Origin of the sequence: Dorea sp. AM10-31, assembly GCF_003435815.1 — a bacterium.
GTDB lineage: Bacteria > Bacillota > Clostridia > Lachnospirales > Lachnospiraceae > Dorea_D > Dorea_D hominis.
Window position 1 is genome coordinate 1 of sequence record NZ_QTUV01000013.1, and the last position, 14,862, is coordinate 14,862.

The 14,862-nt window shown below is 37.5% G+C and carries 14 protein-coding genes and 1 tRNA gene; 2 read left to right on the plus strand and 13 right to left on the minus strand.

Annotation, left to right across the window (positions count from 1 at the left end; genetic code table 11):
- Positions 1-721 precede the first annotated feature (721 nt).
- From DW125_RS13425 to dnaA, 13 genes are all read right to left on the minus strand, one after another.
- Positions 722-809, minus strand: a tRNA-Ser gene (locus DW125_RS13425).
- Positions 810-996: 187 nt separating this feature from the next.
- Positions 997-1,710, minus strand: coding sequence for a lysophospholipid acyltransferase family protein (locus DW125_RS13430; RefSeq protein ID WP_117538463.1), 714 nt, complete (start codon positions 1,708-1,710; stop codon positions 997-999).
- A gap of 152 nt (positions 1,711-1,862) precedes the next feature.
- On the minus strand, positions 1,863-3,362 hold the full coding sequence (locus DW125_RS13435) for a DUF4153 domain-containing protein (RefSeq protein WP_117538464.1): 1,500 nt from the start codon (positions 3,360-3,362) through the stop codon (positions 1,863-1,865).
- A gap of 32 nt (positions 3,363-3,394) precedes the next feature.
- On the minus strand, positions 3,395-3,544 hold the full coding sequence (locus tag DW125_RS13440; RefSeq protein ID WP_207658364.1) for a hypothetical protein: 150 nt from the start codon (positions 3,542-3,544) through the stop codon (positions 3,395-3,397).
- 143 nt (positions 3,545-3,687) lie between these two features.
- Positions 3,688-3,894, minus strand: coding sequence for a helix-turn-helix domain-containing protein (locus tag DW125_RS13445; protein ID WP_117538466.1), 207 nt, complete (start codon positions 3,892-3,894; stop codon positions 3,688-3,690).
- A gap of 11 nt (positions 3,895-3,905) precedes the next feature.
- Positions 3,906-4,355 (minus strand): DUF2975 domain-containing protein, encoded by a 450-nt coding sequence (locus tag DW125_RS13450; protein ID WP_117538467.1) that lies wholly within the window; start codon positions 4,353-4,355, stop codon positions 3,906-3,908.
- 248 nt (positions 4,356-4,603) lie between these two features.
- Entirely contained in the window at positions 4,604-5,050 is a 447-nt protein-coding gene (locus DW125_RS13455; protein WP_021859830.1) for a C-GCAxxG-C-C family protein, read from the minus strand.
- Between the two features lie 305 nt (positions 5,051-5,355).
- Positions 5,356-7,881, minus strand: a complete 2,526-nt coding sequence (gene gyrA, locus DW125_RS13460) for a DNA gyrase subunit A (protein WP_117538468.1) — start codon at positions 7,879-7,881, stop codon at positions 5,356-5,358.
- A gap of 16 nt (positions 7,882-7,897) precedes the next feature.
- Positions 7,898-9,832, minus strand: coding sequence for a DNA topoisomerase (ATP-hydrolyzing) subunit B (gene gyrB / locus DW125_RS13465; protein WP_021859828.1), 1,935 nt, complete (start codon positions 9,830-9,832; stop codon positions 7,898-7,900).
- Between the two features lie 10 nt (positions 9,833-9,842).
- Positions 9,843-10,928 (minus strand): DNA replication/repair protein RecF, encoded by a 1,086-nt coding sequence (gene recF, locus DW125_RS13470; RefSeq protein WP_117538469.1) that lies wholly within the window; start codon positions 10,926-10,928, stop codon positions 9,843-9,845.
- Positions 10,918-11,127, minus strand: coding sequence for an RNA-binding S4 domain-containing protein (locus tag DW125_RS13475; protein WP_021859826.1), 210 nt, complete (start codon positions 11,125-11,127; stop codon positions 10,918-10,920). Before DW125_RS13475 ends, recF begins: the two co-directional genes overlap by 11 nt.
- An 11-nt stretch (positions 11,128-11,138) precedes the next feature.
- Complete coding sequence (gene dnaN, locus DW125_RS13480; RefSeq protein ID WP_021859825.1) at positions 11,139-12,248, minus strand: DNA polymerase III subunit beta; 1,110 nt, start codon at positions 12,246-12,248, stop codon at positions 11,139-11,141.
- Positions 12,249-12,535: 287 nt separating this feature from the next.
- Positions 12,536-13,930 carry a chromosomal replication initiator protein DnaA gene (gene dnaA, locus DW125_RS13485; RefSeq protein ID WP_021859824.1) on the minus strand — a complete coding sequence of 465 codons (1,395 nt, stop codon included), beginning with the start codon at positions 13,928-13,930 and terminating at the stop codon, positions 12,536-12,538.
- Positions 13,931-14,337: 407 nt separating this feature from the next.
- Between dnaA and rpmH the strand changes: the two genes are divergently transcribed.
- Complete coding sequence (gene rpmH, locus DW125_RS13490) at positions 14,338-14,472, plus strand: 50S ribosomal protein L34 (protein WP_021859823.1); 135 nt, start codon at positions 14,338-14,340, stop codon at positions 14,470-14,472.
- Positions 14,473-14,521: 49 nt separating this feature from the next.
- Positions 14,522-14,857: a ribonuclease P protein component gene (rnpA, locus tag DW125_RS13495; RefSeq protein WP_021859822.1), complete on the plus strand. Its 336-nt coding sequence runs from the start codon at positions 14,522-14,524 to the stop codon at positions 14,855-14,857.
- Positions 14,858-14,862 lie beyond the last annotated feature (5 nt).

Here is a 14,862-nt window from a genome sequence, read left to right on the forward strand (position 1 = left end):
TTTCAGGGTTGTTGTCTATTGTTTAATTATCAAGGTTCTTATCTGTTGTCTCATCGACAGCTATATTAGATTATCACATCTTCAAGCGTTTGTCAACAACTTTTTAAATTTATTTTGCTATTCGTTTGAACCGTTGTTCTTGCGAGTCAGCTTAGATATAATACCATTTACGCAATTACATGTCAATAGTTTTAGTAATTTTTTTTACACTTTTTTACATTTTCTTTTCTAATGCTACACAAAGTATTAATTTAATGCTTTTATACTATATATAGGTCTTTATATTCCCATATCATAACTGTACACTCTACATTCTTACTTCTTATTTTATATATCTTTTCACATTATATTTTTGTAACACAATTTTTTGCATTCGATTATTTATAATAATACATATAATATTATATTTTCTATAGCTTTCATTTTATTTGCCATTACAATTAATGATGCTTTCTCTGTTAAATAATAAAACCGGTAAACCTGACATTAATAATTCTAAATTCTAGTGCAAATCAACTTCATATGAGATATACTTTAAAAATCTTATTCTGATTAGATGGCGCAGAATGAATCTACATATATGTTTTTTCCTGTTTCCATAGAAAACACTTTGCGAGTTTTATTCGCTGATTAGCGGTCGACAAATGCTGTCATAAAAGCATGGCGTATTTTCCTCATCGCATAACAAAAAATCGCAATTCAATGAATTGCGATTTTCTTACGGAGAAAGAGGGATTTGAACCCTCGCGCCGGTCACCCGACCTACACCCTTAGCAGGGGCGCCTCTTCAGCCTCTTGAGTATTTCTCCAGCACGCATTATTATACTAGAGTTTATATTTATTGTCAATATAGTATTTCCATTTTTTTATTTTTTCTCAATTATGTCATTGTGAAACTAAATAAGCCCTTTTTACTTTCCCATTTGTAAAACCAACTTCTACTCTTTTTCTTCACTTCGTAGAAAAACAAGTTTCTTTACGTTGCACTATTTCTATTTAAAATCCAGCTTCTCTAATTGTACTCTGAATTCTTTCTCTGACTAGCGCTGCTATTTCTTTTGTATTCATATCTTTATAATCTTCATAATAAAGAGGTTTCAGAAAATGTACCTGAACTGTTACCTGACTTGTAGTATTTGTGTCAAATGGTTTAAATGAATCTATTAAAGCTACCGGAATGATTGGACATTTCGCTTTTGTAGCAGCTTTAAAGCTTCCACCTTTAAACTCCAGAAGCTCATTTCCATTTTTAGATCTTGTTCCTTCTGGGAAAATTAAATAGTTTCTTCCCTTTTTTACTTCATTTGTTACATTGATAATTACCTGAAGTGATTGCTTAATGTCATCTCGATCTATCATATATGCTTTCATACAGGCAAATACTTGTTTCAAAAACTGAATGTTCGCAATTTCCTTCTTAGCTACAACTGAAAATGGCTTCGGGCATACATCCAGAATAGCCAATACATCATAAAGCCCCTGATGATTCGGAAAGAACATAAATCCATTTTCATCCGGAATATTTTCCACACCGTATGCATCAATCGTAACGTTTCCACCTTTATTTGCTCTGTGAGTAATATACTTTAGTAACTCGTAATGTTGTTCTTCTTTGTATTTATCCACATGTGATGCATGATAGCACAATCTTATCCACATATAAGGAACTAGAAACAGATTCCGAAATACCATCATTATGATCCTTTTCATTGTAAACTCCTCTCCTTATTCGTTTCCCCACTGTTGGGGAATATTATCTATTTTAGTATAATGTTTTGTGGATAAAATGTAAAGTTAGTAAAAAGGGGACGGGGATTTTTTTTAAAGTGCCAGGTGCATGTCCAAAAGGGGACGGGGATTTTCTAAAAAATCCCCGTCCCCTTTTGGAAGTTTTCTACTGCTTTTTTCGCTTTATACCTTCCTAAATTCCAATTTCTTAAATTTAGATCACTTTGGTCTTTTTTCACTTCCCGGAAATATTCCGCCAGTACATCTTTTACATTATCTCTGTCTTCACTGTCCAGATCTTCCGATTTCAGATCTGCTAATACAGGAGCAGCATCTTCTGACCACATATCTGTCAGCTCTGCTATATCATTAAATTTCAGTTTTTTATTTTCTGCCTGTATATGAGCAATGTTATATTTTGAAATCATCCAGTCCGGTTGGCTGAATGACAAAAAAATATATAATCCAAATGCAATCACCATTGTATAACGAAACATTGGAAAGTTTCTTTTATATATCGAAATCACGACGCCACACATAACAAGTCCAAGTACCAACAATGACCATAATACAAGTATTCTTAAAAATGTAAGATGATAAACTCCGATATAAAGTAACATCCGGTATGCCGCTGAAATGATCATTATAAATGTACAACTGCAGACTATGGTTAGTATAATATTTAAAATTTTATTTTCTTTGAATATATAAAGGCATAATATAACAATTATAAAATTAAGTGCACTGACAAACAATAACTGCCAGAAGCCGCCTCTTGCATATTCCGCATAGGTTGTATTTGCCGGAAGACCTTTTTGCACTCCGATGAATAGATAAAAAATCTGTATTATACAATATAATACATAAATTGCGCTGATGATTCCTGTGAATGTGATCGCAATTACTGCATTTCCATTTTTCTTCTTTTCTTTATCCGTTTCCGCAAAATTTTTCTTGCTTGCTGTATAGAAAAATGTGTAGCATAAATGTACACCTGCTATAAATAAAACGATATATCCAGGTACCCTGCCTATTTTTATATGCTTTAATACATTCCCAAATATCCCTGCAAATATTGCATCCGAACTGAACAGCACCGGAAATATGATGAGAAGCAACAATGCTGCAATTACTATTCCAACTAAAACTGCAATCAACATATTTTTCTTTTTTGCTTTATCTTCTCCGGTGTGATCTCTTGTTAGATATCTTACTCCTCCAACATACAGGGCTGGCGTACTTTCGATCATTCCAATTCCAAGTAAAATGATTCGTTTCAGATAGCCGCCGAAATTCCAGCTTGTATCATCATAAAACTGATGCAGCATAAATACGGTTAATAAAATTGCTGTTCCTACCCAGTTGAAAAATATAAAAAAGTACGATGTTGTACATGCAGTTGATATTCCTAAAAGCAACATTCCTGTTATGTATATCCAGGAATCCTTTTTTAATTTCAGACCCAGTTTCTTTAAAAAAATTTTTATAAAAATAATTGTGATTCCGATGCATATTGGAAATGTGATTCCGGAAATATTTTCATACAATGATACTGTGAAAATAATTCCATATAATAAACTTAATGCTGCAAAAAACGGATATTCTTCTTTTATTTTTTCAATATATCGATCCATATTAAACGCTCCTTCAATATCCACAATCTTAATTACCAATTTTCGTAAAAATATACAATTGTATGAATTTCATCATTGGCTGCCCATCCACATACATAACCATGATTCCATTCGTATTCTTTTTCTTGTGTTCCACTACATTTTACAAAACTATATGTCCACTTTACTTTTGTTTTTGGCACATGGAATCTTCTCTGGGAAACTTTCTGATACTTCTCCGCCATATGTCTTAATAATGCTATTGTAATTTGTTTGATAAATACCCAATAGAACAGCAAAAAAGAATATTACAATTAAAATGGCCGAAATTAATTTCTTTCGCATATTACTCCTTCGTATACTCGATAATATCTCCTGGCTGGCAGTCGAGCTCTCTGCAGATAGCTTCTAATGTTGTAAAACGAATTGCCTTTGCCTTGTTATTTTTCAAAATTGACAGATTTGCCGGCGTAATTTCAATTTTATTCGCCAGTTCAACGAGTCCGATTCCTTTTTGTGCCATCATTACATCCAAATGTACTTTAATTCCCATTGTGACACCCCCTAAATCGTAAAATCATTTTCTTCTTTGTATGCGATTGCCTGATTGAATACACATGCAAGTACCTGACTGAACAGAGCTGCGATAAAGAAAACGATTATAATTACAAGTGCCGCCGGTATCGGATTGAAAAATAGTTTTATAATCCATAAAATTGTAATTCCAAAACTTAATCTTGCCATATGTCTGAGGTTCGTTACATTAGCGGTTACAAAACACTCTTCTTCCATTACGGTTTTCATCATTCTGCGGAGTTCATATATGATCGTCACTCCAAGGATTCCTGATATTCCGAAAATAATAAGCATTGGTATATACTGATTCATAAATACCTCAATCTTGAACTTTGCAAGATATCGTAAACTGATTGGCAATGTCAGAATTACAATAATTCCACTTACAAACATTACATCCAGAATATGTTTTGTAAATTTAACTGTCTTTGTATTCATAATTAGATTGCTCCTTCTTATTTTATTTTCTATAAAATAGCATATTGTTTATTGTTTTTCAATATGTCTTTATTGTTTTTCAATATTTTTTTATCTTTTTTCGATATTTAAAGGGTGGATTTTTGGTAAATAGCTTTTTTATATTTTTATATTCAACAAAAAAGACCTACCTCTGCAGGTAAGCCTTTTTTATACTCGCTTCTTAAATTTATCTTTGCTAAAAAGTGTAACTTTAATCTTTCCAGAATCTATGCTTCCAGTTCACGCAGAATAATTTCTGCTGTTTTCTTTACAGTTGCTGCTACAAAATCTGTACACTGTGCCTTACGTTCCGGAGAATTTTTCTCTTTTCCTTTTGTAAGTACACGACAACAGGTTGCTCCGCAATATTCTTTGAAGAAATCATGTAATTCATTTGTCAGGGCAAAACATTTGTTGATCTTTGGATCTCCCGGTGTGGTACGTCCAAAGAAATACCCGATCATCATTGTTGCTCCGGCAAGCGCTCCGCATATACAGCCGCCTCCTCCAAGTCCCCATGGAAATCCTGAGCTCATCGCAATTGCATCATCCGACATATCCAGATCAAAATTCTTGCGGATAGCATAGATCAGCGATTCTGAACAGGCGAACCCCTGATTGAAAATCTCTACTGCATCCTTCTGTAATTGCTCCATATTAATATCCGTATTCATAATAACGACCTCCTTTATTTTCCTCTTTTCATCTTACATCATTATTGATAAAAATTCTACGAAAATAAAATGTTCTCTTCCTTTCACTCTATTTTCACAGATTTTATGTACTATTATGACAATCAGGGAATATTAAGAGGCGAAGTCCCATAACTACACTGTAGTGGAATCCGGATTCCAGAGGATTTTTGCAGAATATAACAGCAGTCATAATAAAATAAATAAAACTGACGTACTTCAGATCTTCCTGAGATTCTTTCTGCAGATACGTCAGTTTTTCTATTTACTTAATCAATATAATATTTCTATTCTTCAGATGTATCGTTTTCTGTTACATCTGCTTCTTCAGATTCGGAAGTGCTCTCCTGCTCCTCCTCAGAATCATCCTCGTCGCCTTTTCTTACTTTCGCAATACTTGCAACGATGTCTTTATCTTTAAGATTGATGAGCTTCACTCCGGATGTAATTCTCCCAAGTACGGAAATTCCTTCACACTTCATACGGATGATAATTCCTTCCGTATTGATGATCATGATCTCATCTTCTTCGTTGACAGCTTTTACACCAACTACGTTACCGGTCTTTTCTGTGATCTTATAGCATTTCACACCTTTACCGCCACGGTTCTGTGGTGTAAATTCATCCATGTCAGTACGTTTTCCCATACCTTTTTCAGATACAAACAGAAGCTCACTTCCCTGGGAATCTAACTGCATACCGATGACTTCATCTCTGTCAGAAAGATTCATTCCGCGTACTCCCATAGATGTTCTTCCGGTAGAACGGACATCTGTTTCTTTGAAACGGATACACTGACCATACTTGGTAACAAGCAGGATATCCTGATTATTGTCTGTGTATTTTACTTCAATCAATTCATCTTCTTCACGAAGAGTGATTGCTGCAAGACCTGTCTTTCTTACATTTGCATAATCTGTAATAGGCGTCTTCTTAACAAGACCTTTCTTTGTAGCCATGAACAGATACTCACCTTCTCTGTACTCCTCAATCGGAATGACAGCACTGATCTTCTCACCCGGCATCAACTGCAGCAGATTGATGATCGCAGTTCCTCTTGAAGTACGGGAAGCTTCCGGGATTTCATATCCTTTCAGACGGTAAACTCTTCCGGTATTTGTAAAGAACATGATGTAATGATGTGTATGCGTCATAAACAGTTCTTCTACATAATCTTCATCCAGTGTCTGCATTCCCTTGATACCTTTACCACCACGGTTCTGTGCTTTGAATGTATCATTGGACATTCTCTTGATATATCCTAATTTGGTCATTGTAATAACAACATCTTCTCTTGGAATCAGATCTTCCATGGAAATATCAAATTCATCAAATCCGATGGATGTTCTTCTCTCATCACCGTATTTATCACGGATAACAAGAATCTCTTCTTTGATCACGCCAAGAAGTAACTTTCTGTCAGCAAGGATTGCTTTTAATCTGCTGATCTGCTCCATCAGTTCTTTGTATTCAGCTTCAATCTTCTCTCTTTCCAGACCTGTCAGCGCACGCAGACGCATATCTACGATTGCCTGTGCCTGTACTTCGGAAAGTCCGAACCGTTCAATCAACTCTGCTTTGGCGATCTGGACATTCTGCGAGCCTCGGATGATATTGATTACTTCATCGATATTATCAAGTGCAATCAGCAGTCCTTTTAAAATATGTGCTCTTTCTTCTGCTTTGTTTAACTCATACTGTGTACGTCTTGTCACTACTTCTTCCTGATGATTCAGGTAGTGATTTAACATCTCAAGAAGATTCATGACTTTTGGCTGGTTGCCGACAAGTGCCAGCATGATCACACCAAAAGTATCCTGTAACTGTGTATGTTTGTATAACTGATTCAGGACGACATTTGCATTGACATCTCTTCTGAGTTCAATGACAATTCTCATTCCTTCACGGCTGGACTGGTCACTCAGATCTGTAATTCCATCGATTCTCTTATCTCTGACCATCTCTGCTATTTTCTCAATCAGTCTCGCTTTATTTACCATAAACGGAAGTTCCGTTACAATAATACGGCTCTTGCCATTTGGCATAGCTTCAATATCTGTGATTGCTCTGACACGGATCTTGCCACGGCCGGTACGATATGCTTCCTCGATTCCTCTTGTTCCAAGGATCATACCACCTGTCGGGAAATCCGGTCCTTTGATGATTTTCAGGATCTCTTCAATCGTTGTCTCTTCTCTGTCTTCGATCTGATCATCAATGATCTGAACAACTGCATTGATGACTTCTTTCAGGTTATGCGGCGGAATATTTGTTGCCATACCTACCGCAATACCGGAAGTACCATTTACCAGAAGATTCGGAAATCTTGCCGGAAGTACTGTCGGCTCCTTCTCTGTCTCATCAAAGTTCGGCGCAAAATCAACGGTATTCTTGTTGATATCTGCTGTCAGTTCCATGGAAATCTTACTTAATCTTGCCTCTGTGTATCGCATGGCGGCTGCACCGTCACCGTCTACAGAACCAAAGTTTCCATGACCGTCTACGAGTGGATATCTGGTAGACCACTCCTGTGCCATATTAACGAGTGCTCCGTAAATAGAACTGTCACCGTGCGGGTGATATTTACCCATGGTATCACCAACGATACGGGCACATTTTCTGTGTGGTTTATCCGGACCGTTGTTCAGCTCGATCATAGAGTATAAAATTCTTCTCTGTACCGGTTTCAGACCGTCTCTTACATCCGGAAGTGCACGTGAAGCAATAACGCTCATCGCATAGTCAATGTAAGATGTTTCCATTGTTTTTTTCAAATCCACTTCATGGACTTTGTCAAAAATATTATCTTCCATTTATCCTTTTCCTTTCCTACACGTCCAAATTCTTCACGTATTGTGCATTTTCTTCGATAAACTCACGTCTTGGCTCTACTTTATCTCCCATCAGGGTTGTAAATGTCAGATCCAGTTCACTTGTTGTCTCTTCATCCATCTTAACTTTCAGAAGTATTCTGTGCTGCGGATCCATTGTTGTATCCCAGAGCTGTTCTGCATCCATCTCTCCAAGACCTTTGTAACGCTGAATCTTGTTGTTTCCGTCTCGTCCAACTTCCTGCAGGATACTGTCTAATTCTTCATCGCTGTATGCGTACCATACTTTTTTGTTCTTCTCCAGCTTATAAAGCGGCGGCTGCGCCAGATATACATATCCTTCTTTGATCAGATCCGGCATAAAACGATACAGGAATGTCAGAAGCAGTGTACTGATATGTGCACCGTCGACATCGGCATCTGTCATGATGATGATCTTGTGATAACGCAATTTTGAAATATCAAAATCATCATGGATACCTGTACCAAATGCAGTGATCATTGCCTTGATCTCGGCATTGCCATAAATCTTGTCCAGTCTTGCTTTCTCAACATTCAGAATCTTACCACGCAGTGGAAGGATTGCCTGTGTCGCACGGTCTCTCGCTGTCTTTGCAGAACCGCCGGCAGAGTCTCCCTCTACGATGTAAATCTCACAGTTTTTCGGATCTTTGTCTGAGCAGTCAGCCAGTTTACCGGGAAGCGACATACCGTCTAAAGCAGATTTTCTTCTCGTAAGATCCCTTGCTTTTCTTGCTGCTTCTCTTGCACGCTGCGCCATCACAGATTTCTCGACTGTCATCTTTGCCACAGATGGATTCTGCTCCAGATAAATCTCAAGCTGTTTGCTTACAACACTGTCAACGGCACCTCTTGCTTCACTGTTACCTAATTTCTGCTTTGTCTGTCCTTCAAACTGCGGATCTTCGATTTTTACACTGATGATTGCAGTCAGTCCTTCACGGATATCTTCGCCGGACAGATTCGGCTCGCTGTCTTTTAGTAATTTATTCTTTCTTGCATAATCATTAAATGTCTTTGTAAGCGCATTACGGAAACCAACTACATGGGTTCCTCCTTCCGGAGTCGTAATGTTATTTACAAATCCATACGTATTATCGCTGTAAGAATCATTGTGCTGCATTGCAACTTCCACAGATACATTGTTGACATTTCCTTCGCAGTAAATGATATCTTCATACAGCGGAGTCTTGCTCTTATTCAGATATTTTACAAATTCGCGGATACCACCTTCGTAGTGGAATGTCCGTTCTATCGTTTCTTCTTCCGGACGTTCATCTCTTAATACAATCTTCAGTCCGGCTGTTAAAAATGCCATCTCGCGGAAACGCTGTTTTAAAATATCATACTCGAAAACAGTCTCTTCAAAAATCGTATCATCCGGTAAAAATGTAACCTTTGTTCCCGTCTTTTCCGGAGCACAGGAACCGATCACTTCCAGCTTCTGAACGACTTTTCCTTTCTCATAGCGCTGTTTATAAACCTTGCCTTCTTTACAGATTTCAACTTCCAGCCAGTTGGAAAGCGCATTTACGACAGAAGCTCCTACACCATGAAGCCCACCGGATACTTTGTATCCTCCACCGCCGAATTTACCACCGGCATGCAGCACGGTAAATACAACTTCAACTGCAGGAAGACCCGCTTTATGATTGATTCCGACAGGGATTCCACGTCCATTATCTACAACGGTAATCGAATTATCTTTATTAATGCTCACAAAAATCGTGTCACAGAATCCTGCAAGTGCCTCATCTACGGCATTGTCTACAATCTCGTATACGAGATGATGTAAACCTCTCGATGATGTACTTCCGATATACATTCCGGGACGCTTTCTGACAGCTTCAAGCCCTTCCAGTATCTGGATTTCATCTGCACCATATTCGTGCTGTACTTTTTCTGTACTCATTCTATTCCTCCTAGTTTTCTTTCTTTACCTGTCCGCTCTGGACATGGAATACTTTATTTATAGAAAATCGATGATTTACAAACTCATCCATCCCCGTACAGGTAATGAGCGTCTGTATATCATGAATACTATCCAGTAAATAGTTTTGCCTATGTTTATCAAGTTCAGACAATACATCATCCAGTAAAAGAACCGGCGTATCATGAATCGACTGTTTTACCAGCTCTATTTCTGATAATTTGAGGGACAATGCCGCAGTCCGTTGCTGTCCCTGGGAACCGTATTTACGAATATCGATATCGCCGATCATAAATGCAATATCATCCCGGTGCGGACCTACAGATGTGCTTCTGATACGCAAATCTTTTTCTTTGTTCTTGTTCAGCGCCTGCTCAAGCGTCAGATAGCTATTGCTTGGCTCATATAAAATCCGGATGGATTCTTTTCCTCCGGTCAGTTTGTTATGGATTCCGGAAATGATCTCATTCATCTGTTCTACAAATTCCTGCCTTCTCTGAATGATCAGATTGCCATAATGAACAAGCTGCATGTCCCAGATATCCAGTGTTTTCAGTACATCACTGTTGTATGCCGCCTCTTTCAGCAGATGATTCCGCTGATTCACAATTCTGTTATAATTTGCAAGATTGCTCAGATATACTTTATCCAGCTGAGAAAGTTCCAGATCCACAAACCTTCTTCTCTCTCCGGGACCATTTTTAATAATATTCAGATCTTCCGGCGAGAAAAATACAATATTGACAATTCCGAATAATTCACTGGCTTTTCTGATTGGCATCTTATTGATCGCAATTCCTTTTGGACTGTTCTTCTTCAGATGCATGTCGATCTGATAATTAATGCCGTTCTTCTCTACAACTGTCTCAATGTGGGACTCATTCTGTTCAAAACGAATCAGATCCTTGTCTTTGGCTCCTCTGTGGGATTTTGTTGTTCCAGAAAGATAGACAGCCTCTAAGATATTCGTCTTTCCCTGGGCATTATCACCGTAAAAGATGTTTGTTGCTTTGTCAAATTCAAGAGATAACAGCTCATAATTTCTGAAATTTTTAAGCTTTAAAGACTCAATCTTCAATTCTTATCTCTTCTCCATCAAATAATACCATATCCCCGGCATATAATTTTCTGCCGCGTCTGGTATCTGTTTCTCCATTTACTGTTACGAGTCCTTCTGTGATTACTTCCTTTGCTTCCACTCCGGACTCAACAAGACCGGCAGCTTTCAGTGCCTGTCCGAGTTTAATATATTCATCTCTCAGTCTTATAACTTCCATCTTTTCACCTCTTAACCAGCCGCATTAAAGTTTACCGGAAGAATCAGGTAAATATAAGTCTCATTGTCATCCTTGATGAAGCACGGAGCTTTCGCATTCATCAGATAAAGTGTTACTTCCTCGTCATCAATAACTCTTAATGCATCAATCAGAAACTTCGGATTGAATCCGATCAGCAGATCCTTACCTTCTTTGTTGATCATAATCTCTTCATTCATGGAGCCAATCTGCGATTTGATCTTCAGTTCCATGATCTCATCACCAATATTGATGATAATTGGCTTCTTATCACCTTCTTTGACGAGAAGGGTAGCACGGTCAATACAGTTTAACAATTCTTTTTTGTTAATTCTGACCTTAGTATCATAATCGCTGGACAGCATCTGATCAATTTTAAAATATTCTCCCTCCAGAAGTCTGGATACAACAACTGTATTATCAAACTCAAATACAATGTGATTGCTTGTGTAAGAAATATTTACTTTGCTTTCAGCTTCTCCGGATAAAATCTTACTGATCTCGATCAGTGTCTTACCTGGAACAACAAGTTTCTTGTCTGTAACATCTGCATCCAGAGCAATCTTACGGATGGAGATACGGTGCCCATCCAGAGATACAACCCGAAGCATATTATTCTTAATCTCAAAGAGTTCTCCCGTCATCAGTTTATTACTGTCAGAATCAGCAATAGAGAAAATAGTCTGTCTGATTACTTCTTTCAGCGTAAACTGTGATACTTCGATCGATTCGTCTTTTTCGATGATTGGAAGATAAGAAAATTCATCGCCCGGTTTACCGGAAATATTGAATTTTGCTTTCTCGCAGACAATCGTAGTCTGTAAAGATTCGTCTGTTTCGATAATGACATCACTGTCTGGAAGTTTTCTTACGATTTCGGAGAAAAACTTCGCGTCAATAGCGATCATACCTCTTTCGATGATCTCACCTTCTATGTCTGTCTGGATACCAAGTTCCATATCGTTGGCAGTCAGACGGATAATATCTGTTGTAGCATCAATCAATACACATTCAAGGATTGACATTGTTGTTTTTGAAGGTACCGCTTTTGAAACAATGCTAACCCCTTTTACAAGATTACTTTTCGTGCAAACAATTTTCATGTGTGTAAAACTCCTTTCGCGGTGCGCAATATATATTATGTCTATGAAATGCTTCCGTATCCGTCGCCTTAGGGGATGTGGAAAAGGGGAAAACCCCTTCAAGCCCTCTGTTTATCGGCGTTTCCGGAATTAAAAACTCTGTGGATTTCGATGAGAATTCATGGGGATTGTATTGGGATAAAAAAATTCTATCCACCGCGTTGGTTAAAAATCCACATATAATCCCATAATTATCCACAACTATATGAAAGTTATCCCAAGCCAGTCCACATAATAATTCACATAAACTAAGCCGGGTTGATCTTCTTCTTAATGATATTGACAGTATTTGCCAGTGTTTCGTCGGTCTCCATCTCGGATTCTACCTTTTCAATACCGTATTTGATAGTAGAATGGTCCTTTCCACCAAAAATAGCACCAATTGCTTTTAAAGAAAGCTCTTTGGTAGACATCGTACGCATCAGATACATCGCTACCTGACGAGGATTGGCAATTTCTGCGTTTCTTTTTTTGCTCTTAAGATCAGCAATACTGATATTGAAGTGCTCTGCAACAATATCCAGTATGAGTTCCGGTGTAACTTCTCGGTTATTATCAGAAGAAATAATATCTTTCAATGCTTCGGCAGCGAGAGATATGTCAATCGTTCCTTCATTATTATTCAGTCTGTAAAGAGCAATCAGTTTATTAAGAGAACCTTCCAGTTCTCGGATATTTGTCTTGATATTTGTGGCAATGTACTGGATTACATCTAATGGGATGTTGTATTTTTCAAGCTTGTCCAGTTCGATCTTCTTCTGAAGGATTGCCATACGTGTCTCATAATCCGGAGAAGAAATATCTGCAAGCATACCCATCTCAAAACGGGAGCGCAGTCTGGCTTCCAGTGTCTCTATATCCCTTGGCGGGCGGTCACTGGAGATAATGATCTGCTTTCCGGAAGTATGTAAATGATTAAAAGTATGGAAAAACTCTTCCTGCGTACTTTCTTTACCAATAATAAACTGGATGTCATCGATTAACAGTACATCAATATTCCGGTACTTTTCGCGGAACTTTGTCATAGAAGATTCGTTGCCGGATGATTTACCGTTCTTTAATGATTCAATCAGTTCATTCGTGAATGTCTCACTTGTTACATATAAAATCTTTTTCTTTGGATTCTGATCTAAAATAAAATGTGCAATGGAATGCATCAGATGAGTCTTTCCCAGTCCGACACCTCCGTAGAGAAATAGAGGATTATAAACCTGTCCCGGCGATTCCGCTACCGCAACGGAAACTGCATGGGCGAAACTGTTATTTCCGCCTACAACAAAAGTGTCAAAAGTGTACTTAGGATTTAGCCCGGCTCTTTCGGCTACGGACTTCGTACGTTTCTTTTGACTTGCTTCAACTGCCATATTCTGTATTTCATTCAATCGGTCATCATCTTCGGATATGAAAGAAACTTCGTATTCTTCTCCTGTGATTTCAGCAATGCATACCTTCAAAGGAAGAAGATATTTTTTTTCAATGTATTCAACACTTGAATTCATATTTACCATAATAAATACAGTGTTGTTAATGACATCATATACTTTCAGCGGTTTAATCCATGTCGAGAATGATACATTGGATAATTCGTGTTCCACGCGCAAATGTTCTATTATTTGCGGCCATTTTTCCTCTACTGTGTTCATTTTATAAAACTCCTAATCTTCTATATACTCTATTATAGTTTACATCAAAATGGGGGATTAGGCAACGTTTAATCAATGTGGATAACTAATTTCCCCCCTGAAAACGGCATATTTGCGTTCGATTTGTGGAAAAAAAAGTTAAAATCCACAAGTTATCCACTGAAATCCACAAAGTTTTCCACATTTAGTGGATAATTCCATGATAAATAAGTTCTTACCTATTTATATAAGGCGAAGTGAAAAATGTGGAATACCGGCATATTTATCCCCATTAACTAAAATACAAAGAAAAAGTCTATAAACTCGCAGGTTTTGCTTGACGTAAAGGAATTTTATGAATATAATAAAAAATGATGTCTATAGAAAACTGAGGGATAACCCTTAAAAATATAAGGAGGTGGATATCAATGAAAATGACATTCCAGCCAAAAAAGAGACAAAGAGCTAAAGTTCATGGTTTCAGATCAAGAATGAGCACTGCAGGCGGAAGAAAAGTTCTTGCAGCAAGAAGAGCAAAAGGAAGAAAGAAATTATCAGCGTAGGCCGCATATATGTGGCCTTTTCTTCTCTCAAAATTAGGAGAAAATGAAAATGAAATATTCCGAATCATTAAAAAAAAACAGGGATTTCCGTTTAGTATATAAGGAAGGAAAATCCTGTGCAAACAAATATCTGGTCATGTATATTCGAGAGAATCATTCAGATGTAAACAGATTGGGAATATCTGTAAGTAAAAAAGTTGGAAATAGTATAGTACGTCATAGAATAACGAGATTAATTAGAGAGAGTTATCGACTACAAGAAGAGCACTTCAAGTGTGGATGGGATCTGGTTGTAATTGCCAGAGCCGGTGCGAAAGGAAAAACATATCGAGAAATAGAGAGCGCATTGATCCATCTTGGAACTCTTCATGAATTATATATATGAGGTAG